Source organism: Spiroplasma endosymbiont of Cantharis rufa (genome assembly GCF_964019665.1).
GTDB lineage: Bacteria > Bacillota_I > Bacilli_A > Mycoplasmatales > Mycoplasmataceae > Spiroplasma_A.
This window is the reverse complement of the sequence record NZ_OZ026459.1, coordinates 227846-251293: the sequence shown is the minus strand read 5'-3', so window position 1 is coordinate 251293 and position 23448 is coordinate 227846. Positions and strand designations below refer to the sequence as shown.

Annotated in this window: 18 protein-coding genes; all 18 read right to left on the bottom strand. The window is 26.7% G+C overall.

Annotated elements, in window-relative coordinates; translation table 4 throughout:
- Nucleotides 1-21: 21 nt before the first annotated feature.
- Nucleotides 22-981: an ROK family protein gene (locus AACL15_RS01125; RefSeq protein WP_339034505.1), complete on the bottom strand. Its 960-nt coding sequence runs from the start codon at nt 979-981 to the stop codon at nt 22-24.
- 19 nt (nt 982-1000) lie between these two features.
- Nucleotides 1001-1318, bottom strand: coding sequence for a PTS lactose/cellobiose transporter subunit IIA (locus AACL15_RS01120; RefSeq protein ID WP_339034504.1), 318 nt, complete (start codon nt 1316-1318; stop codon nt 1001-1003).
- Between the two features lie 10 nt (nt 1319-1328).
- Nucleotides 1329-3137 (bottom strand): ABC transporter ATP-binding protein, encoded by a 1809-nt coding sequence (locus AACL15_RS01115; protein WP_339034503.1) that lies wholly within the window; start codon nt 3135-3137, stop codon nt 1329-1331.
- A 48-nt stretch (nt 3138-3185) separates the two neighbouring features.
- The gene (locus tag AACL15_RS01110; RefSeq protein WP_339034502.1) at nt 3186-4703 is read right to left on the bottom strand and encodes a hypothetical protein; all 1518 of its coding nucleotides are present in this window, start codon (nt 4701-4703) and stop codon (nt 3186-3188) included.
- Between the two features lie 280 nt (nt 4704-4983).
- On the bottom strand, nt 4984-6069 hold the full coding sequence (locus tag AACL15_RS01105) for a formate/nitrite transporter family protein (RefSeq protein ID WP_339034500.1): 1086 nt from the start codon (nt 6067-6069) through the stop codon (nt 4984-4986).
- Between the two features lie 24 nt (nt 6070-6093).
- The gene (thrS, locus tag AACL15_RS01100) at nt 6094-8031 is read right to left on the bottom strand and encodes a threonine--tRNA ligase (protein WP_339034498.1); all 1938 of its coding nucleotides are present in this window, start codon (nt 8029-8031) and stop codon (nt 6094-6096) included.
- A 178-nt stretch (nt 8032-8209) separates the two neighbouring features.
- Nucleotides 8210-9157 (bottom strand): bifunctional oligoribonuclease/PAP phosphatase NrnA, encoded by a 948-nt coding sequence (locus AACL15_RS01095; RefSeq protein ID WP_339034496.1) that lies wholly within the window; start codon nt 9155-9157, stop codon nt 8210-8212.
- Between the two features lie 10 nt (nt 9158-9167).
- The gene (locus AACL15_RS01090; RefSeq protein WP_339034494.1) at nt 9168-11780 is read right to left on the bottom strand and encodes a PhnE/PtxC family ABC transporter permease; all 2613 of its coding nucleotides are present in this window, start codon (nt 11778-11780) and stop codon (nt 9168-9170) included.
- A 1-nt stretch (nt 11781) separates the two neighbouring features.
- Entirely contained in the window at nt 11782-12537 is a 756-nt protein-coding gene (gene phnC / locus AACL15_RS01085) for a phosphonate ABC transporter ATP-binding protein (RefSeq protein ID WP_339029644.1), read from the bottom strand.
- 48 nt (nt 12538-12585) lie between these two features.
- Nucleotides 12586-13839: a PhnD/SsuA/transferrin family substrate-binding protein gene (locus tag AACL15_RS01080; RefSeq protein ID WP_339034492.1), complete on the bottom strand. Its 1254-nt coding sequence runs from the start codon at nt 13837-13839 to the stop codon at nt 12586-12588.
- A 209-nt stretch (nt 13840-14048) separates the two neighbouring features.
- Nucleotides 14049-15485: a pyruvate kinase gene (gene pyk / locus AACL15_RS01075; RefSeq protein WP_339029647.1), complete on the bottom strand. Its 1437-nt coding sequence runs from the start codon at nt 15483-15485 to the stop codon at nt 14049-14051.
- Between the two features lie 102 nt (nt 15486-15587).
- Nucleotides 15588-17042, bottom strand: coding sequence for a pyruvate kinase (gene pyk / locus AACL15_RS01070; protein WP_339034490.1), 1455 nt, complete (start codon nt 17040-17042; stop codon nt 15588-15590).
- A gap of 20 nt (nt 17043-17062) precedes the next feature.
- A complete protein-coding gene (gene pfkA / locus AACL15_RS01065; protein ID WP_339034488.1) occupies nt 17063-18031 on the bottom strand; it encodes a 6-phosphofructokinase in 969 nt (322 codons plus the stop codon).
- 67 nt (nt 18032-18098) lie between these two features.
- Nucleotides 18099-18671 carry a hypoxanthine phosphoribosyltransferase gene (gene hpt / locus AACL15_RS01060; RefSeq protein WP_339034486.1) on the bottom strand — a complete coding sequence of 191 codons (573 nt, stop codon included), beginning with the start codon at nt 18669-18671 and terminating at the stop codon, nt 18099-18101.
- A 34-nt stretch (nt 18672-18705) separates the two neighbouring features.
- Nucleotides 18706-19128, bottom strand: coding sequence for a Holliday junction resolvase RuvX (gene ruvX, locus AACL15_RS01055; RefSeq protein WP_339034484.1), 423 nt, complete (start codon nt 19126-19128; stop codon nt 18706-18708).
- A 2-nt stretch (nt 19129-19130) separates the two neighbouring features.
- Nucleotides 19131-19997: a phosphatase PAP2 family protein gene (locus AACL15_RS01050; RefSeq protein ID WP_339034482.1), complete on the bottom strand. Its 867-nt coding sequence runs from the start codon at nt 19995-19997 to the stop codon at nt 19131-19133.
- A 75-nt stretch (nt 19998-20072) separates the two neighbouring features.
- A complete protein-coding gene (gene eno, locus AACL15_RS01045; RefSeq protein ID WP_339034480.1) occupies nt 20073-21425 on the bottom strand; it encodes a phosphopyruvate hydratase in 1353 nt (450 codons plus the stop codon).
- Nucleotides 21426-21534: 109 nt separating this feature from the next.
- On the bottom strand, nt 21535-23361 hold the full coding sequence (typA, locus tag AACL15_RS01040) for a translational GTPase TypA (RefSeq protein WP_422398404.1): 1827 nt from the start codon (nt 23359-23361) through the stop codon (nt 21535-21537).
- Nucleotides 23362-23448: the final 87 nt, after the last annotated feature.

Below are 23448 nucleotides of genomic sequence, written 5' to 3'. Positions count from 1 at the left end.
GTCCTTTACTAAAAAATAAATTTATTTTATTCTCATTAAATTATCCATACCATATTTGTAAACTCCTCAAGCTCCAACCATATTTCCTAATTGCGCTGTTCTAATAGTTATTCTTGAGTAAAAATCTGGTAAAACATATTTTTTTAATTTTTGTTTAATAATTTTAATTAATGGTTCACCTAAATTGGAAGGACCTCCACCAATAACAATCATTGATAAATCAAAAAAATGAATTAATACTGAAATACATTTAGCTAATGGTTCCAAGCTATCTTCAAATATCTTTATAACTTCCGAATCTTTAATTTTAACTAAATCTGCTACATCAATAATATGAATATCTCCATTTAAATGATTAAATATTTGACCTAGTGGACCATTAGATTTTGAACCAACCTGTTTTAATTTTTTTTCAATACCTGTTGCTGAAGATACTGGTTCTATACAACCAATTAACCCACAACTACATTGACACTCTGATTGAAAACCACCACCATGTCCTGGTTCACTCGGCAGTCCAGTGTTATCTCCAAAAACTAACTTTCTATCAAAAATGGCTCCACCACCAACACCAGTTCCCAATGTAAATAATGCCATTGAGTCTGGTTTTCCTTTTAAAGAAATTGCTCATTCCCCATAAGCAGCAGATTTTGCGTCATTTAATACAAATACATTTTTATTATTAAATAACTTTATTAAGTTCTTTTTAGCTGGATAGTTTTTTCAACCTAAATTTGTTGAATAAATCACTGTTCCAGTTTTATTATCGACAATTCCACAAACTGCTATTCCAATGAAATCAAGTTCATTCATATTTATTTCATTTTCTTTTGCTATTTTAAAAGCTTCTTTTGCAATATTTTCAAGTATTTTATCTTTATTTATAGTATTAAAAATAAAAGTATGTCTAATTTTCATATTATCAAAAAAAGCACATTTAGCAGTTGTAGCTCCTAAATCTATTGTAAATGCTTTTGGCATATTATGCCCTCCCAAAATTTTATTTATTTATAATTTTATACATTTCAATCATTTCTTTTCCAAGATCAATAATGGCTTGAGTAGTTAGCATTTGATCTTCAGCGTGAATAAATATTAATTTTAAATCAAGCTTTTCTCCATTTGCTTCCCTTGAAACAATATCAAAATGAAGATTATGTGCTGCAGTCATTTCTAACTCAGCTTCTTGCATTAATTTATTTGCAATATCAAATTCTTTTACCTTTGCTGAACGAATTGCCTTTATTGCATTAGATTTTGAAGTTCCAATACAAGAAATCATTTCCATTGATATATTTTCTCAATTAATTTCACTCATTTTTGCTCTCCTATTTCATAAGACCTAATGTATATAATTTTTTAAAACGACCTTCTTTTTCTTTAAGTTCGCTAAATGTTCCTCTTTGTGAAACCCCATTTTTATCAAGAACAATAATCTCATTAACATTTTTTATTGTACTTAATCTATGTGCAATAACAACTGTTGTTCTACCAACCATTAATTTATCTAATTCTGATTGAATTTCTTTTTCGACAACATTATCCAATGCACTAGTTGCTTCATCAAGAATAAGTAATTGAGGGTCCTTTAAGAAGATCCTTGCAATTACTAAACGTTGCTTTTGCCCTCCGCTTAACATAAAACCTCGTTCTCCTAAAATTGTATCATAACCCATTGGGAGTTTTTTTATGTAATTATGAATTTTTGCCTTTTTAGCTGCTTCAATTGCTTGTTGGTCTGTTTTATCAAAAAAAGGATATTTAAGATTTTCCATAACCGTTCCATAAAGAATTTGTGGTTCTTGTTCTACATAACCCACTTTATTTAAATAACTAGTTGGTTCTAATAACTTAATGTTTTTACCATTAATTAGGATTTGACCTGTTGTCACATCATAAAATCTCAACAATAATCTAGCAATTGTTGATTTTCCAACACCAGTTTCTCCTACAAAAGCATAACTTTTATTTTTTTCAAAAGTTAAATTTATTTCAGCTAATATTTTCTTTTTTGGAGATTCAGGATAATTAAATGTAACTTTATCAAAAGTTATTTTTTCAATATCTCCTATTTCTTCAGGTTGATCTGCAAAGGATAATAGTGAATTTGTATCATAAATATAGTTTAATCTCATTATACAATTAGATAATTTTGTAAGTCCTCTCATTCACATTGGTAATGTTAATAACGAATAAAGAATGTTATTTGTAGCTGATGTAAATGCTACAAGTAAGTGTGATAGTTCTGATGGTTCCATAGAATTCTTATAAAGACCAATAGCTGCAATAATTGTAATAATCGGTAATGACCATGCAAAAGTATAAGAAAAAAAAGATAATAAAGATTGAAGTCAAATTACTTTACTTAATTTTTTATCATATTTATCATGTAATTTCATATTTCGCTTAGTTTCTCTATCCTCTGATGCATTTGCTTTTATAGCTCTAATATTAATTAAACGATCTGTAATATCTGCATCAATTGATTGTTTAACATCAACTGACTCAATAATGGCTCTTCGATAATAAATAAATAAAACTCAAATTATTATTACTAAAATAATAAATATCATTAAAACAATTAAAGCAAGATTAACATCTAAAATAAACATAAATATAATCATTGCTATAAAGCTAACAGATGTGAACAATAAATTTAATAAAAAATCATTAAATGAATCTCCTGCTCCTTGACTATCATTAATTACTCTCGACATTATTAGTCCTAATTGGTTTTTTGAATAGTAACTAATATCAACCTCAACAAGTTTTTTTAAGGCTTTAACTCTTAAATAAATTTCAACTTTTTTTGAGAAATAAGCCGAGTAAATATTTGTCAAATAGTCGAAAATTATAATTAGTACTAATAGTGCTAATCCAACATATGCTCAGCTAATCCAAGTCATTGAAAATCATAAAAAACTATTAGCTTGTTGTCCGTCATTAATAATATTTTTCGTCATTTGACTAACTACAATAGTCATTGAAGAGTAAAAAATTGCATCAATAATTGTAAAAATAATATAGCCTACAAAAGTAGTAGGATTTTGTTTAATACACTCTCCAATCATTTTAAAAGAGTCTATAAATTTCTTTTTAGAGAATGCTTTATCACTTATAAATTTCTTTTTTTTCATAAATACCTCAAAAATAAAAAACCCTTTCTAGGTTTTTTGTAGTTCATCTTAAAAAATATGAGAACCTGTATAATTCAGTCCAGTTCCTATTAATAGTAATGCAATATTAATTCCTAATAATGATAAATGGAACTTTCACGTACCTTTCATTATTGTACCATAACTTGTTCTACCAATTTGTGCTGCTCCAACAACAATTCCTGATGCTGGAGATACCATATTTGCCATTCCATTTGCAAATGCAAACGCTGTAATACTTCCAGAAACCATTGTTATTGAAGAAGAACCAATAGTAACTGAATTTGCTAGTGGTCCCCAAACTGGAAAGATTGCAGTAGAAAATCCTGAAGTTGAAGGTAAAGCAAATGATAATGGAATAAACAATAAGAAAGTTATTATTATAAATGCAAAAGGATTCATTGTATTGCTATTTGATCCATTAATTGAACTTAACATTAATGACTTCATTCCAGTTTCACTTAATAAATAAGTAATAGCTCCAGCTATTGAAATAATAAATGCTACTCCTATCATATCTTTGGAACCAGTTAATAAGTCCTCTACAAAAGTTTCTTCACCTTCTCAATTTAAAATAGAAACTATTAATGAACCTATAAGGAAAAAACCAGCTACAATATACATATCTCCATGTCCAAAACCAGGAACTAATGATGTAAAGAATGGCATATATTTTTGTACTCAAATACCTGCACTCTCAAAAATATTTTTACCAATTAATGTATCTCAAGGAAATAAATAGGCAATCATTAAAAGAAACATAAATAAAAATATTATACATACTGTTATCCTTTTCTTTGTCAATGGTACTTCATTAACTTGTTCTTTTAAGAAAAACTTTTTATCTTCTTCTAATGTAGAAAATGTATATGACAAATGTGGATTTTTTTTAACTTTCCTTGCATAAAACATAATATATGCTGATGTAAAACCTGTAACTAAGAACCAAGCAATTATTCTGAATGCTAGTCCATCAGTTGGATTAGAAATTCCTTCTTGACTTGAATTAGCTGCTGCTGAAGCTGTAAAAATTAAGAAAGGATCAAATGTTGCTAGCATTGGACCAATCCCACCACCAAGAAGAACAGTAATTGTGGCTGTAAATACATCAAAACCTGCAACAAGCATAAGTGGAATAACTATCATATGAAAACCTAAAGCCTCTTCAGCCATACCATATGCTGACCCACAAAAACTTAAAAATACTACAATAATAGGAATAGCTCATATTGTTTTATCCTTAAATTTTCACGCAATTTTTTGAGTCAAAGCATCTAATGACTTAGACTTCATAACAATATAAATAAAAGCACCGATTGCCATAACAAAAACGATGATTTCAACTTTATCATTAAAGCCTTGAAAAATAGAGACAAATAAATCGATGATACCAATAGCTTTAATTTTTTCATCTTCAGCTTTTACACCTGCATAGTGTAAAATTCACGACACTACCATTATGATTACTAATACAAAGAAAAGTATTGTAAAAGAAGTAGGAATTTTAAATTTCCTTTTTTTATTAATTTTTAGCTCATTATTATTCATTTTAAGTTCTCTCATTCTATAGTTAATATAATTTATTGCTATTTATTATGTGCTAATGGTTATTATTTATTATTTTATTTGTCTATTAAAAAAATTTAAAGATAAGTATTAATTGAAAATTAATCAAAAAACATAGTCTAAAACTACTTGCGTTTGCCTTTGCTGTTTTGTTTAATTATTGTTCTCATAAAATACTCCTGTGCATTTATCTATTAAATTATAATATAAAAAAATGCCATTTCTGACATTTTTAAAATATATTTTTTGATTCTAAAATTATTTACTTGATATCCTTTGAATCATTTTCAGCTTCTTGTTCCTTAATTTTTTTATCAATTCTTTTAATTTGTTTGTCAGCCTTATCTTTAAAACTATTAGTTTTTCCTTCTAAATATTCTAATTTAATTTTTTTGAATAAAATTGAAACATATTCTTTATTAATATAATATAAAATACCTGGTAATAATAAAGCTCCTGATATTCAGTTACCAATTAATGTTGGAATAGTACTTAATGCAATAAATAATAGAACATGAGAAAATTGAGGTGTTAATCCACTTTCTAAAGTTAATTGGGGATTAAATATTGTTTCAAATAGTAACATTCATAAAAAGAATGAATTTGCTGGTCCATGTTGGAACCCACCTATTGCAAAGAAAGCAATTGGAAAAATTAATAATAATACTATAGTCGCTGAGTTTTTTGTTGAACTTGTTAATGGTAATGTTGAACATACCATCATATTACATAAAATTCCAGAACAGATTCCAATACCTATTGTTGAAAAGATACTAACTGCCTTAATTGAAGTACCATTTGATAAATCATCTGCAACTAAATATAATTTATGAATAACCATATCAAAAGTTTTAAGTAAAAATGCTTCATTATTCTTAAGTAAACCCCCTGCACCTGCAAAAAGAGCTACAAATATAAAAGTTCCTAAAAAGTTTCCTAAAAGAACACCAAAGATTCCCTTAAAATAAGACCTTTTACTTGCACATCCTTTAAAAACAGGGATGCTACTAAAGACATGACTTGTAAATAAACCCCCTCCAAGAAAAGTAATTAAAATTATACATCCTGGGAAAAGAAAACCCAATAGAAGAGTTCCTACTTTTTCAAAACCAGTTCCTTGTAAAGAAACCATTGCAATAACACATGTCACATAACCAAAACCAATAATAAGACCACTCATAATTCCTAAAAGAATTTGCTTAACAAAAGTATAATGTAATTTATGAATTGCTGCCTTGAATCCTCCAAGTGTACCATCAATCATAAATGAATGTTGTGCATCTAATATACCATAGTCTTGTTCCTTTAGAAGTTTTATTTCTTCTTCAATATTTCTATTTTTATTCATAAAGTTTTTCTCCTAATTAATATACTATTCTTTATCTCTAATTTTAGTTTCAACCATCTTAATAAATTCTTTTAATGAAACTGTAGTTTGTTGCTCGCAACCATATCTTCTAAAAGTAACTGTATCATTTTCTGATTCCTTTTCTCCAAGAACTAATTGATATGGAATTTTTCTTACTTGTGAGTCACGAATTTTATAACTTAATCTCTCATCTCTTAAATCAATTTTTGATCTAATTAATTTTTCTTTAAATTGATCTCTTACTTTTTCAGCATACTCTTTATTTGCTAAATTAACTGGTATAATTTCAATTTGCAATGGTGAACATCAAAGTGGTAATACACCTTTTGTTTGTTCTAAAAGAACTGAAATAAACCTTTCATAAGTACCTACAAGTCCTCTATGAATCATAATTGGTTTTTCAAGTTCTCCATCACTGTTGATATAACTTATATCAAATCTCTGTGGTAATAAAAAGTCTAATTGTATTGTTGAGACAGTTATTTCATGACCTAAAGCAGTTTTTGCTTGAATATCCAATTTTGGACCATAAAATGCTGCTTCACCTACCATTTTTTTATAATCAATTTTTAATTCATTTAAAACATTTTCTAATTCGGCTTCAGCCTGATTTCACATTTTTTCATCATTAAAGTATTTTTCTTTATCTTTTGGATCTCTTAGAGATAAAGAAAGATAGTCAACTTTAATATCAAAAGTTAATAGTACTTCTGTAATTAAATTAAAACATCTTATAAATTCTTCTTTTACTTGTTCAGGTGTAACAAAGATATGTGAATCAGTTAATTCCATAGCTCTAACTCTTTCAAGTCCTGTTAAACTACCTGATGATTCATATCTATGTTGTAAAGCATGTTCTGCAAATCTTAATGGTAAATCTCTATAACTTCTTTGTTTATATTTATATACTGCAATATGATGTGGACAACTCATTGGCTTTAAAACCATTTCTTCTTTTGGAAGCACCATTGAAGCAAACATATCATCACGATAATGGTCTCAGTGCCCCGAAGTTTTATAAAGTTCACTAGTACCAATAACAGGAGTTTCGATTTGAATGAAATCGTATTCAAATTCCTTTTGCATTAAATACTTTTTAATCTCTTGTTTTAAAATGGTTCCATTTGGCAATCAAATTGGTAACCCTTGCCCAATTAAGGGATCTAAATGATAAATTTCTAAAATTTTAGCAATATGCTTATGATCATTTTCCTTAATTTCTTCAATTTTTCTTTGCTTTTCTTCAAAAGCCTTCTCAGTAATTGCAGTTAAACCATGAATTTTATATACAAACTTATCTTCTCTTATTTGAAAAGCAGTAACATCATTTAATTGAATTTTAAATAAGTCACTTGTTTTATTAAGAGTTGCAAATCTTGAATAAAATAAAACATCTTTTATAGCAGAAATTGGGAATTTAATATATCTTTTTTTATTTAAATCAACCATACCCATTGTATATTTTTCTTTAACATTCATTTTATTCATCATATTAATATAATCTTTTTCAGTGAAAGTATTTCCTTTGAACTCAATATCAAGAGCTAACGAAATATATTTATTTGATAGTTCTTCAACTTTTTTAATATTTTCTAAAGTTAATTTTTGATCACAATCAAAATAACTAAAAAATTCCAATTTATTATATCCTTCTTCTTCAGGGTAAAGACTACCCTCAGGAAAAACTTCTTTAAGTGCTAATCCAACAATTACCTTAGCAGTATAATTTATAACAGATTCATATAATTCATGTCTTTCTGTTATTAATTGTAATTTGCAATCTCTATCAATAAGTGCTGTATTTGGTACAACCTCTTTATCATTAATAACTGCACCTACACATTTTTTTCCAAGTGATATTGAAATTTCTTGAGCAACTTCAAGAACAGATTTTGGTTCATCATAATTTATAATATTGCCATCTAGCAGTGTTATTTTCATCTTTTTCCACCTCTGTCTTTATAAAAGATACATAAACTAACATTTTTAATTATACATAATTTTATTAAGCACAAACAAGAAAATTGACTTTATATTATATTTTATTAAAACTTTTCAAGAAAATAACAAATATTAGAATAAAAAAATATACTCTTATAGAAGAGTATATTTTAAATAACTATATTTTAAAGGCCTTAAGATTTTTATCAAAATAATTTATAACTTTTATACATTCATCAATATTTTCTAATTTGGCTCCTGATGCACTAATATGACCTCCACCACCAAATTTAATTGCAATATCTCTAACATTGAATTTATCTGATCTAAATTCAACCCTAATAAATTCCTTATACTGTGTAAAAAACACTCAAGCATTTGCTTCTTTAATTTCACCTAGCATATTAACTCAAAGTGATACCTTATTAAAATTATCCATTTTAAAATCTTGCATTATTTCTTTACTTAGTATAACAAATGCTATTTTTTGTTTTGACATTTTATAATTACTTAGAATATAACCTTTAAGTTTAACTTCTTGTTCAGCTAAACCATAAATATTTGTGTAAACATCACTTATATTAAAACCTTTTTTTAAAAGAATACTTGCCATTTCAAATGTTCTAGAAGTTACATTTCTATACATAAATCTATCTGTATCTGTTACAAGACCATGAAATAAATAATAAGCTGTTTGCTCTGAAAAAACCAATTTTGAGTTATTATAAAGTTCTGTTAATAGCTCACAAGTTGCTGGATAAGAATCATCAACAATTTCCATCGTTGCATATTGATCAACATTAACATGATGATCAATTTTAAAAATATTTGAAGCGGATTTTAGTCAATTTAAATCCTCAATATCGATTCTATCTTTTGTTGCAGTGTCTGTAATAATTACTAATGAGTCTTGAAAATCTTTTTGCTTTAATACTTGTGTTTTGCCAATACATTTATATTCATTTTGTAAAACCCCACCTAGTTTGATATCCTTATTTTTAAAGTTATCATTAATAAATTGATATAAAGACATTTGTGAACCTATAGCATCAAAATCTGGATAAATATGTCTTAGGAGTATTATTTTTTTATTATCATTTATTAGTTTAATAAGTTTTTTAAACATTTTATTTCCTCTAATATTCTAAACTTTCAATTCTAATTTTTGTTGACTTTTTAATAAAAGATTTTGATTTTTTTATTTCTTTCCTTAATGTTTTATCTTCTAATAAATTTTTAGAATTTAGATCAAGGTCTTTAATTTGTTGAATCTTATTATTTTTTAATTCTTTTATAAAGTCAATTCTCTTTTTATTAAATTTTTCTATTAATTTTTTATATTCCAAATTATGAGTATTATAAATCTTCTTAGCCTCAACTAAATCTAACTCTAAATTATCACTTAACTTAAAGTTTTTTATGTAACTCAAATATCATGCATGTTTCTTAGAAACTTTTTTCATTTTAGTAATTGTTTTTGCTTCTTGAAGAATTTGCTTATTAATATATGCATAGTAAGCTTCTGATTGAATAAATTCCATTCTATCTTTCGATAATCCTAAAACTTCATTTGCTTTGTATTTTGCAAAATTTTTATGTTTAATTACAAGAATTATTTTTTCAATATATTTAGGATTAATTCCTAAATTAATTTTATTTCTTAAGGTTGTAGAGATATATTCAATTAATAAGGTAAATAGTATAATACCAAAAAGTAAAGCACCAAATTCATTAAATAACTTATCTGCAAAATAACTATTTAATAAATAACCCATATTTCCTGATGCCACAACACCTAAGATTGCTACTTCTTTAAAGTTTATATCAAATCTATAAATTATGTATGAAATAACACTGCTTGTAGTTTGAGGCATTACGCCATATTTAAATCTTTGAAATTTATTTAATCCTGTAGACTCTAATTGATATAGGACTTTTAAATTTATATCATCAAAAACTTCTCTATTATATTTTGTAAGCATACCAACGGTTCCAGCTGCAATTGCTAGTGTTGCTGTAAATGGACCCATACCAACAAGTGCTATAAATAAAATTGCATATATGTAAGTTGGAATTGATCTTATAATAGAAGTTATTAGCACGAAGAATTTTGCAATATAATAATTTACTATATTCTCTGAGCTTAGTATACCAAAAATATATGCTATGATTGCTCCTATAAAAGTACCAACGATAGCAATTGATAAAGTTTGAAATAATAAATAAATTACTGATTGAGGTGCATATCCATAAGGAATAAATAATGATAATCAATTTATTTTAAACATCTCTAATATATTATGGTTAGTATCTTTAATAGTTTGTGAACTTTCAATACTAAATTCAATAAATGTTAATGAATAACAAAAAAGCGCAAAAAGAATAAAGTATAAACATAATCTTTTAATGTATCTTTTTGGATTCTTTTTAATAACTTCATCTATAGTTAAATTCTTTAAATAAATTTCATGTTCTAATATAGCTGAATTATCTAAAGTATTTCTCATTTCTTCTTTTAATTTAAGAACTTCAAAATTAAAATTAGTTAGATAAACTCTATCTATTCTAACATTTATCGAGTTTTTTTCATCTCAAATAAATCATGATTTGGAGTTTAAATTTTTCTTTTTAAATTCTTCAAATGAAATTATATCTTCTTTTAATTTTGAATGATGTTCATTTAAGAATTCAACTCTTTGATTTTTTAAATCGTGTTTAATTTGCTTAACTAAATCATAATTTTTATTTTGTTTTGCAACTTGTAAACTAGAATATAAATCCTTTTGAATAATATATCTTATATAGAAATTTATATTATTCATCCTTGAGATTTTTTTAATTAAAGTCTTATATTTTTTTTGTTTCTTCTCATCTAAAATATAATCCTTATCCAACAAGATATATTTTTTTAATACATATATTATTATTTCCAATAAAATTACTACAGCAACTATTAAAAATAATAAAAATCCAACTCTAGATCAATCATCGTTATCCCTTGAATTATCAATTAATTTACCAATACCATAATTTGTAACTCCACCAATAACTGAAATATATCTTATATTAGTTTCTAGTGCATAAAAAGTAGCTGAAGTAATATGATTTGATATTTGTGGTACAACAGCTGATCTAAAAGATCTCATTTTATTAGCCCCTGTTGCTTGTTGTGATATAAAAATTTTTGTATTTATATGTTCTATTCTCTCAAACAAAATTTTTGAAGTTATTGAAAATGTAAAAATTGATAAAACAATTGTGACTGTTAAAATTGTTTGTCCAAAATATCCAACAAAAATAAGAGCATAGACAAAAGCAGGAATTGTTCTAAAAATTGCAATAAAGCTTTTAGCAGTATTATTAATAAATTTATTATTTACAATATTTCCTGCAGCTAAAATTGCAACAGGAATTGCTATAAGCACACCAATTATAGTTCCAGCAAAAGCCGTTATCATAGTCATAAAAATAGAATTTAGAGCAGTATTTAAGAAAACTATTCCTACAGTATCTGGTTTAAGAAAATCTTCTCAATCCCATTTAAATAAATCTCCAATTCTCTCAAAAAATAAACCAAAAGATGAAAAAAATTCAGGTCAATTGGTTTCTAACATATTGAAACCGAATATTATTAATAAAAAAACTATAATAGATAGAGTTATAAAAAATGTTTTTTTAGGAGCTTTTGTGTAGCTATTATTTATTGCAAAAACATTTCTAGAAGTAATCGCACTAATTTTTCTATTCATTTTAATAATTTTCTCCATAAACTTCTTTTAATATTTTCTTTGTCAACTGTTCAGGTTTTCCATCAAAAATTATTTTTCCATCTTTTAATCCAATAATCCTTGAAGCATATTTTTGTGCTAATTCAACATGATGTATATTTAAAATTATTGTTATTTTTTCAGTTTTATTAACATTTTGAAAATCTTTAATAACTTGATTAGCAAGTATTGGATCTAATGCAGAGACAGGCTCATCTGCAATAATTAATTGAGGTTCTTGAGATAAAGTTCTTGCTAGTGCAATTCTTTGTTGCTGACCCCCACTTAAATTTTCAGCTCTAATATATGCATAATCTAATAAATTTAGTTTTTCTAAAGACTTTAATGCTATCTCCTTATCCTTTTTTGAAAATATTCCAAAAAGAGATCTTCAAAAATTTACTTTTGAAATTCTTGAGTTTAATACATTTGTTAAGACTGTTTGTTTTTCTAAATTATTATATTCTTGAGACATAAGACCAATCTTACTTCTTAATTCTCTTAATTTTTTATTTTTTATTTTACTTAAATTATATTCTTCAATATCATTTCAACTAATTAATATTTCTCCCGAAGATATTTTATTTATACCATTAATGGTTTTTAAAAGTGTAGTTTTACCAGCCCCTGATAACCCAATTACTGCAACAAACTCGCCATCCTCTATTTTTAAATTAATATTTCTTAAAACATGTTTACCATTAGGTCAAACCTTGTTTACATTTATGAATTTTATCATATTAAAAAAATACAAAAAAGCTTTAAGCTTTTTGTATTATATTATTTTCTATCAGTTTTTCATCTTATCTAATAGAGTTTGTGTTGCGTTTGTTGTTTGAGTAATTGATTTATCTGTTGCTAATTCAAAATCAAAACTATTTTCCTTACTTGCTGGTCCTACATAACCTGTATGATTGTAAATTTCAAATATGCTTGCATTTTCTTTATCTTCAATTAAATTTTTAAATGCAGTTCTTAAATCATCCTTAAAAGTTTCATCTTTTATAGTTTTTTTAGAATAAGCTATTAAATCATTAATAATTGGGTCAGTTGCTCCAATTATTGTTGTGTTTTTAAAACCATTTTCTACATCATTTGAAGATTTACTTTCCATTCTTATATCACTAAAACCAACTGCATAATTTGAAGTTGCATTTGAAACTTCTTGAGAGGCTTGAGGATAACTACCTTGTTCATGCTTATTTTGTCATAAATCCTTTAAATTATTATCTTCAATTTTTAAAACATCTTGTAATCAAAGCATTGGGTATAAAACTCCTGCACTTGATGTTTTGCTAGCTCCAAAAGTAAATTGGAATTTTTTGTCATTTGTTCCTTTTAAAATTAATTCTTTTAATGCTTCATGATAACTAGCAGAATCTTCAAATGAATCAATGTTAAAATTGTTATCACTTAGAAATTGATTATTAGCATATATATATGATCTATAGTATGATGCTTCATTCTCTTGATCTAATAAAAGATTCTTTGCTTTTTCTTGAGTTTTTAATTCATTAAGATTATCTTTAACCATTTTATTATAATGTTTAGATAATTCTCACGAAGTTTCTAAAGTAATTTTTTCCATTGCTAATGTCGAACTAAATTTGTCATCTTCACCCTTAAATTTTTCAAAAGTAGTCTCGGGTTTTGCTCCTGCTCTTGAAGCATTTAAAAGAATTCCTTGTTTATCAAATACTCCATCTTTATCTGTTCCTCTATATTTTGTATATGTATTTACAGGTAAGAAAGCTAAATGAGCTTTACCATCTTGTAAAGTTTTTCCAGCAACTTCATAATTTGTTGAAGTTGATATCTTAACTTTCTTTGTAGATGTTCTATTATCTGCCTGAGCAATTTTTGATAACTCATTTGCTAATTTTTCCTCTAATGGTTTTACAGTACTTATGATTTCTGTACTATTTTGAGATGGTACAAATAATATGTTTATTGTATCCTTATTTGGATTACAAGATACTACATATGTACCTAAAGATATAACTATTGATGACGATCCCAAAATTGAAAGTAGTTTTTTCATTTTTTTCTCCTATTAATTATGTTGAAACTATAAAGAAAAAGAAAACATACTAACTATATTTTTATAGATGTATGTTTTCTCCTATTCCTTATTAATTTCAAAAAAATAATAACATTTATTTAATAAAAATTTAAAAAAATACATAGAAAATTTTCTATTTATTATTTTAAGTAATAAAAAAACCTAAACTTTGAGGTTTAGGTTTATGATTATCCTACTGTAATTTCTTTAATATCTTCATTTCTAACAAATAATATTCTTTCACCCTTTTTTGCTCCTCATGATTTTGCAACTTCTGATATTGCTTTATTATCTTTCATAAAGGCATCTAAGTTATCAACTTTATTCATGAAAATTGAGTGCATTGATCCAAAACCAGTTCATAATTTTTCACTGTCACAAACACCTAAGATTGTAACATTTGGTCTAAATTTTGAAATAGTTCTTAATAATTCACCAGTTCTTGAAACCACAATTGCATACTCATAACTTCCACTAATTGTAGTATTAGCTAATTGATTTGCAATTTCTGCTCTTTTACCTGAGCTTGATTTTCTAGCTTTTTCCAATTGTTTTGTATAGTAATTTTTTTCATAAAATTCTACTTCAGCACGCTTATTAATTGTTGACATAGTTTCAACAGTAATAAATGGGAAATCCCCATTTGCTGATTCACCACTTAACATAGTTGCATCAGCTCCTAATTCAGTAGCATAATAAACGTCAGTCACTTCAGCTCTTGTTGGTTGTGGATTATCAGTCATTGATTCCAACATTTGAGTTGCTACAATAACTAATTTTCCTTTATCTCTACATTTTCTAATTATTTGTTTTTCTCAATATGGTACATCATAATATGGGATTTCTAATCCTAAATCTCCACGAGCAACCATAATTCCATCAGAAGCATCAATAATTGAATCAATATTATCACATCCAACTTGTGACTCTATTTTTGAAATAATTTGAATATGTTCAGCATTTTTCTTTTTTAAGATTTCTCTTATTTCATTAACATTATCTGCTGAGTTAACAAATGACGCTGCAATATAATCAATATTATTATCAATACCAAAATTTATATCGTTATAATCTTTTTCTGCTAAAAATGGTAATGTAAATTCAATACCTGGTAAATTAACTCTTTTATTAGTTTTTACTAAGTGATTATTAAATGCTTTACAAATAACTTTAAATTTTTCAACTTTTGTTACATGCATTGTTAATTTTCCATCATCAACTAAAACAGTATCTCCTACTTTAACATCTTGTGACATATCATATGACATTTGCATTTCAGTTGCACTACATTCTCTAGTAGAAAAATCTTTTGGATTTGTGTAAACAATTACTTCTGTTCCAACTTTAACTTCTTGTTTTCCATCTTTCATTTTACCAATTCTAATTTCTGGACCTTTTGTATCCAATAAAATTGAGATTGGTTTATTAATTTCTTTTCTTAAAGTTTTTACTCATTCAAATCTTTCACCATGTTCTTGAAAATCTGCATGTGAGAAATTTAAACGAATTGTTGTCATTCCTTTATCAAACAATTCCTTTATAGCTTCTTTTGAGTGAACACTTGGCCCAATGGTTGTAATAACCTTTGTTCTTTTCATTTTTTCATTTAAATTAAATTTATTCATTTTTTTCTCCTTGTTAATAACAAAAAAATTATATCACTTTATTAGAGTAATTGCTTAAATACACAATTCTATAAAAAAATACCACATTTAAGTGGTATTTTTTTATACTTGATAAACTTTAATATCTTCATTTTTTACAATTAAAATTTCTTCGCCTTTTTTTGCCCCTCAAGATCTTGCGATCTCTATTAAGACATCTTTATTGTTAATAACTTGATCAATGCTCTTTACTTTATTCATAAAGATTGAATGCATTGCTCCAAAACCAGTCCATAATTCCTCTTTATCACAAACCCCTAAAATTGTAACATTTGGTCTAAATTTTGAAATAGTTCTTAATAATTCACCAGTTCTTGAAAGAACAAGAGCAAATTCATATTTACCATTTCTTGTAATATTTGCTAATTCATCAGCAATTTCTGCTCTTTTACCAGTAGTTGATTGACGAGCAACTTCTAAAGCTCTATCATAATAAATTTTTCCATAAAACCCTAATTCTGCTCTTTTATTAATTGTTGCCATAGTTTCTGTAGTAATAAATGGGTAAATTCCTGCAGCTGATTCACCACTTAACATAGTTGCATCAGCTCCTAATTCAGTGGCATAATAAACGTCAGTCACTTCAGCTCTTGTTGGTTGTGGATTATCAGTCATTGATTCCAACATTTGAGTTGCTACTACAACAACTTTTCCAGCTTTTCTACACTTTCTAATCATTTGTTTTTCTCAATATGGTACTTCATAATATGGTATTTCTAAACCTAAATCTCCACGAGCAACCATAATTCCATCTGATGCTTCAATTATTGAATCTATATTAAAAATTCCTATTTTTGATTCTATCTTTGAAATAATTTGAATATGTTCTGCCTTTTCTTTTTTTAGTATTTTTCTAATTTCATTAACATTATCTGCAGAGTTAACAAATGACGCTGCAATATAATCAACTTTTACCTTAGCTCCAAATTTAATATCATCAATATCTTTTTGAGCTAAAAATGGTAAAGAGAATTCAACACCAGGCAGATTTACTCTTTTATTTGTTTTAACAATATGACTATTAAAAGCTTTACAATTTACTAATCCCGGTTCTACATTAATAACATTCAATGTTAATTTTCCATCATCTACTAAAACACTGTCTCCAGGTTTTAAATCAATACTCATATCATATGAAACTGTCATTTCATTTGATTTGCATTCACGATTTAAATATTCCTCTTGTGTTGTAAAAACTCTAATATCCGTTCCAGCTTTTATTTCTTGAGCACCATCATGAACTTTTCCAATTCTAATTTCAGGTCCTTTTGTATCTAACATTATTGAAATTGGTTTTTCTAACTCATCTCTTAACTCAATAACTGATTTAATTTTTTCTGCTTGTTCTTCTTGTTTTCCATGTGAAAAGTTCAATCGAACAACATTCATACCAGCTTCAAAAAGTTTTCTAATATCATCTTTTGAATGTGTACTTGGTCCAATTGTTGTAACAATTTTAGTTCTTTTTATTTTTTTTGCTATTTTACTTGGTTCATAAAATTCTATTTCTTTATTCATTATATCTCTCCTTGTTAAAACTATACTGCTTTATTAATTTCTCTTAATTTTTTATATTCTTCATTTTTATCTACTTTTGGCATATTTAATGTTGATTCTATATCTCTTGCAACTAAATTATTGTTGCTCATTCCAATATATAAACCACCTTTACCAGCTATTAATTCTTCAACTGCAAAGATACCTGCCTTTACTGCTAAGTATCTATCCATAGCTGTTGGTTTACCACCTCTTTGAATATGGCCAAGTATTGTGGCTCTTGTTTCATAACCTGTTTGCTTTTCAATTTTTTTTGCTAATTCATTAACATTATAAATTTTTTCAGCAACAGCAACAATCACACTTCTTTTATTTTTATCATGAAGTACTTTAACTTGTTCAATGATTTCTGCCTCTGATAAGCAATTTTCCTTTGTAGAAAATACTTCAGCTCCACTTCCTGTTGCAGCATATAGTGTTAAGTCTCCACAACCATTTCCCATTATTTCTACTATTATACATCTGTTATGAGATTGTATAGTATCTCTAACTTGATCTAAAGCATTAATAACTGTATTTAATGCTGTGTCAAAACCAATTGTATAATCTGAAGAAACAATATCATTATCAATTGTTCCTGGAAGACCAACACAATTAATTCCCATTTTTGTTAATTTTTCAGCACCTTGATAACTTCCATCTCCACCAATTACAACTAATGCTTCTATTTTTAAAGCTTTTAAATTGGCAACAGCTTTTTGTCTAACTGACTCTTCTTTGAATTCAGGTAATCTAGCTGAACCAATTACTGTGCCACCTTTTGAAATAATATCTGCTGTAAAATTAATATCTACTTTTTCAATTCAATTATTAACAAGACCTTTATAACCATCTCTTATAATATAAGGTTCTATTCCTTTTGAAATTGCAGTTTTAATAACTGATGTAACAGCTGCATTCATTCCAGGAGCATCGCCTCCTGAAGTTAATACTCCTATTTTTTTTATCATAATAACTTCCTCCATATATAGATTATATAACTTTTTTAAAAATCTAATTAAATAATAGAAAATGCTATTATTTTCATTTTCAATTCTCTATTTTTTCAACATCACAAACTGCAATGTAAGGAAGATTTCTCAATCTTTCATCATAATCTAAACCATAACCAATTACAAATTCATTTGCAATTTCAAAACCGACTCAATCTGATTTAATTGCAACAACTCTACCTTCTTTTTTATCTAAAAGAGTCACTATTTTGACTTCCTTAGCTCCTTTAAAAGAAATATACTTTTTAATATAATTTAGTGTTATTCCTGAATCAATTATGTCTTCAATTATTAAAACATGCTTATCTTTAATTGATAAATTTAAATCTAAGTTAATCTTTGGTTCCCCACTAGTTTTTGTTCCACCCATATATGATGAAACAACCATATACTCTGTTTGACACTCATGATTAAAATGCTTAATAAAATTTGCCATAAAAGGAACACAACCTTTTAATAGTCCTACAATTATAACTGTATTATCCTTTACATTTTGTTGTCTATAATAATTTTCAATTTCTGTTGCCAATTCACTAGTTCTTTTGTCAATCTCTTCTTGATTAAATAAAATTTTTTTGACTAAAGGATGTGTTTTCATTGATACCCCCACTTATTTATATTGTAATTATATACTACTTAATTGAGTTCAAATAGGTTTCTAAAATTAATTTAGCTGCTAATTGATCTTTATTTTCTTTTTGTTTTTTTCTACTAAAATCAGCTGAGATCATTATTTGTTTTGCAAGTCTTGTAGTTAATCTTTCATCAACTCTTTTAATTTGCTCTTCACTCACAATTTTTTTTTCTAAAAAAATTTGAATAAACTGTTCGACCATTTCAACTCTTTCTCCAGAAGAACCATTCATATTTTTAGGGTAACCTATCACTATTTCTTCAAAACATTCCTTATTTAAAAAAATACTTAATTTATTAACTGCCTCTAAAAAATTATACTCTTGAAATCTAATTGTTTCTTTTGGATTTGAGAAATAACCTTCACTTGTTGCAATACCAATTGTTTTACTCCCAAGATCTAATCCGATATATTTAGCCATAATTATTTTTTCCTTTCATAAATTTTTTTGACTATTACTTTTGATAAAAAATAATAAATACTTACCAATAAAATAGAAAACAGTACATCTGTTAAAAAGTGCTTGGACATTAATACTCTTGAAATACCTGTGAGTAAGATTAAAGAAAATATATAAGTAATAAAAATTCTCTTTGAAACTCTTTTATTATCTAAAAAATAAATTAAACTTAACATTGCTCCTGCTGCAGCTGTATGACCAGAAGGAAAACTACTTCCTCTTACTTTTGAAAAATTTATTTGCAATAGTCACTGAAAATTTTCTCCCTCTATTAATACATCATAAGGTCTATTTCTTCCAAAAAGAATTTTAAAAATGCCTACATTGATAAATAATAATGATATAAAAAGTGCTCCTGACAAAGCTTGTTGAAAATATATATTAATATAATTATTTTCACTGTCAAATAAGTGTCTTAAATATATATTTATGAAAATAATAAAAATAACTAATATTATTAAAAGAAATATGGAAAAGCTAAATCTTGAAATATCAAATGAGTTATTTTTAAGAGAAAATTGTTTTTTAAAATAAAGAAAAATAGTTAGAAAGACAGAATAAATAAGATTAAGTAAAACGACATAAACTATTTTTGCATTTTTATTTATTTTTAAGTTACTTAAAAATTTTAATAAAAAGATAAATAGAAATAAATAAATGGGAAAAAATATACAAAGTCTACCATACGTATCAAAAATGGATGTAAATCATGTTTTGTTTAAACTTTCATTTATTAGTTTAGATATTCTAAGATCAAAGATGGAACTTAAAATAAAAAAGATTAAAATTACTAGAAATAAAGTTAATATTAAATATTTATTTTTAAACATAGATTTTTTACTCATAATTTAATTATAAATAAAAATCTACAACAAAAAAAAGAATCCTTAAGATTCCTTTATAAATTATTTTGTTAAATTATAAAATGATTTCAAGCCATCATAAATTGCAGCTTCTCCCAATTCAGATTCAATTTCAAGTAATCTATTATATTTTGCAATTCTATCAGATCTTGACATTGATCCTGTTTTAATTTGACCTGTATTTAAAGCAACAGCTAAATCCGCAATTGTTGAATCTTCAGTTTCACCTGAACGATGTGAAGTAACAGCTGTTCAACCTGCTTTTTGAGCCATTTGAATTGTTTCAATTGTTTCTGTTAAAGTTCCAATTTGGTTTAATTTAATTAATACTGAATTAGCAGCTTTTTTTTCAATTCCTTCAGCAGTAATTTTTGGGTTTGTAACAAATAAATCATCTCCAACAATTTGAATTTTATGACCCATTACTTTTACTTGTTTTTGGAATCCATCTCAATCTGATTCAGCTAAACCATCTTCAATTGAAATAATTGGATATTTATCAACTAATTTATCTAAAAATGAAACCATTTCATCAGTTGTTAATGCTCATTCTTTTCCTGTTAATTTTTCAATTTTCTTAAAGTGATATTTTCCATTAATGTATAATTCTGAGTTTGCACAATCCATTGCGATCATAATACCATCTTTACCTGTTTTATAACCAGCTTTTTTAATTGCTTCAACTAATAAATCTAAAGCAACTTCAACTGGAGTTTTTGCCTTAAATGCTTCAATAGTTTCTTTTGGATATGCTCAAGCAAAGTTTGGTGCAAATCCACCTTCATCACCAACAGCTGTAATATCTTTTTTATCATGTAATAAAGTTTTTAAAGCTTGGAAAGTTTCTGAAGCTCATCTTAATGATTCACTAAAAGTTGGTGCTCCAACTGGCATAATCATAAACTCTTGGAAATCAATTGCAGAATCTGCATGTTCTCCTCCGTTAATAACATTTAACATTGGTACTGGTAATCTTCTTGCATTTGTTCCACCAATATATCTATATAATGGAATTTCCAATTCACTTGCTGCTGCTTTAGCAACAGCTAAAGATACACCTAAAATAGCATTTGCTCCTAAATTTTTCTTGAAATCATCACCATCTAATTCACACATTTTTGTATCAATTTTTACTTGCTCTGTTACTTCCATTCCAATTATTTCTTTTGCAATTTTAGTATTTACATTTTCAACAGCTTTTAAAACACCTTTACCATTAAAGCGTTTTTTATCTCCATCTCTTAATTCTAATGCTTCTCTTGAACCAGTTGAAGCTCCTGAAGGAACTTTTGCTGTTCCAAATCCTCCAAATTCAGTTGTAACATCAACTTGAACTGTTGGGAAACCACGTGAGTCTAAAACTTCACGTGCAATAATACTAGTTATTTTTGACATATTAAATTCTCCTTACATTTTTATAATAAACCTATTTTTGTATATTTAAATAATTTTTTGTAATATAATCCTGGAACTTTTTTTAAAAAAAAATTCCATAATGGAATTTTTAGTGTGGATCATTTCTATGTTGTTTTCTTTCATTCTCTGTAAGTCATTTTTTTCTTAATCTAATATCTTCTGGTGTCACTTCCACAAGTTCATCTCATTCAATAAATTCTAGTGCTTCTTCTAACGTGAATTTTCTTGCAGGAGTTAATTTAACTGAGTCATCACTTCCTGAAGCTCTTGTATTTGTTAACTTTTTACCAGTTGTTGGATTAACATTTAAGTCGTTATCTCTTGAATGTAAACCTACAATCATTCCATCATAAACTTCAACTTGAGGTCCAACAAATAATATTCCTCTTTCTTCAAGATTATTTAGTGCATAAGGAAGTGTAATACCATTTGCCATTGAGACAAGCGTACCATTTTGTCTACCTTCAATTTTTCCTTTATACTCTTCATAACCAATACTTGATTTTACCATTACACCTTCACCACGTGTATCATTAGTAAACTCTGATTTAAATCCAATTAAACCTCTTGTTGGTATATGGTAAGTTACTTTATCTCTTAAACCATCTGAATCCATGTCAACCATCATACCTTTTCTTAAATTTAATTTATTAATAACTGTTCCAGAAAATTCTGTTGGTACGTCAATAATTACTTTTTCCATAGGTTCAAATTTTTGACCCTTTTCATCAATTCTTACAACAACTTCTGGTCTTGATATTCCAAGTTCAAAACCTTCTCTTCTCATTGTTTCAATTAAAACAGATAAATGAAGTTCTCCTCGACCTAAAACTTTAAATCCATCTGCTGATGAGTCAGTTAAAGCCTCAACTTTTAAACCAACATTTACTTCTAGTTCTTTATCTAATCTCTCTTTAATATTTCTTGTTGTAACATATTTTCCAACTCTTCCAGCGAATGGAGAAGTATTAACTAAAAAATTCATACTCATTGTCGGCTCTTCAATAATAATTGGAGGTAAAGCATCAATTTTATCAATTTCACAAACTGTATCTCCAATTGTTAAATCACCAATACCTGAAATAACAACAATTTCACCAGCTTGTGCTTCTTTAACAGCAACTCTTTTCATTCCTTCATAAATAAATAAACCTGATATTTTTCCTTTAGTTACTGAGCCATCATTTTTAGAAATTGCAACTTGTTGGCCTTCCTTAATTACACCTTTAAATAGTCTTCCAACTCCTAATCTCCCAATAAATGAGTCATAAGCTAAAGATGATATTTGTAATTGAATTGGTTCTTTTGCTAATTCTAATGGATAGTTTCCAACTTGCTTAATGATTGTTTCAAACAAAGGTACTAAATTTTCGCTTGTCTCTTCCATTGAATACTGAACAATACCATCACGAGCTGTACCAAATAATGATGGAAATTCGATTTGCTCATCATTTGCATTTAGTTCCATAAATAATTCAAGAACTTCATCAACTACTTCTAATGCTCTTTGATCTTTTTTATCAATTTTATTAATTAACAGTATTGGTCTTAACCCCAACTCTAATGCCTTTGATAAAACAAATCTAGTTTGAGGCATTGGCCCTTCAGCTGAATCAACTAACAAAATAACTGTGTCTACAGTTTTCATAATACGTTCTACTTCACTTGAAAAATCCGCATGCCCAGGAGTATCAACAATATTAATTTTGTAATCGTTATATTCAATAGCACAATTTTTTGAATAAATTGTAATACCACGTTCTCTTTCTTGGTCATTGCTGTCCATTACTTGTTCTTTTACTTCCTCATTTGCTCTAAAAACGTTAGATTGATTTAAAAAAGCATCTACTAATGTAGACTTCCCAGCATCAACGTGAGCAATAACTGCTATATTAATAATTTTTTTATTCATGATTCTCTCCTATTTAATAACCTATTGATAATAACAAATATTTAAATATTATACCAACAAAATGACCTATTTTATTTCATAAAATTTTGT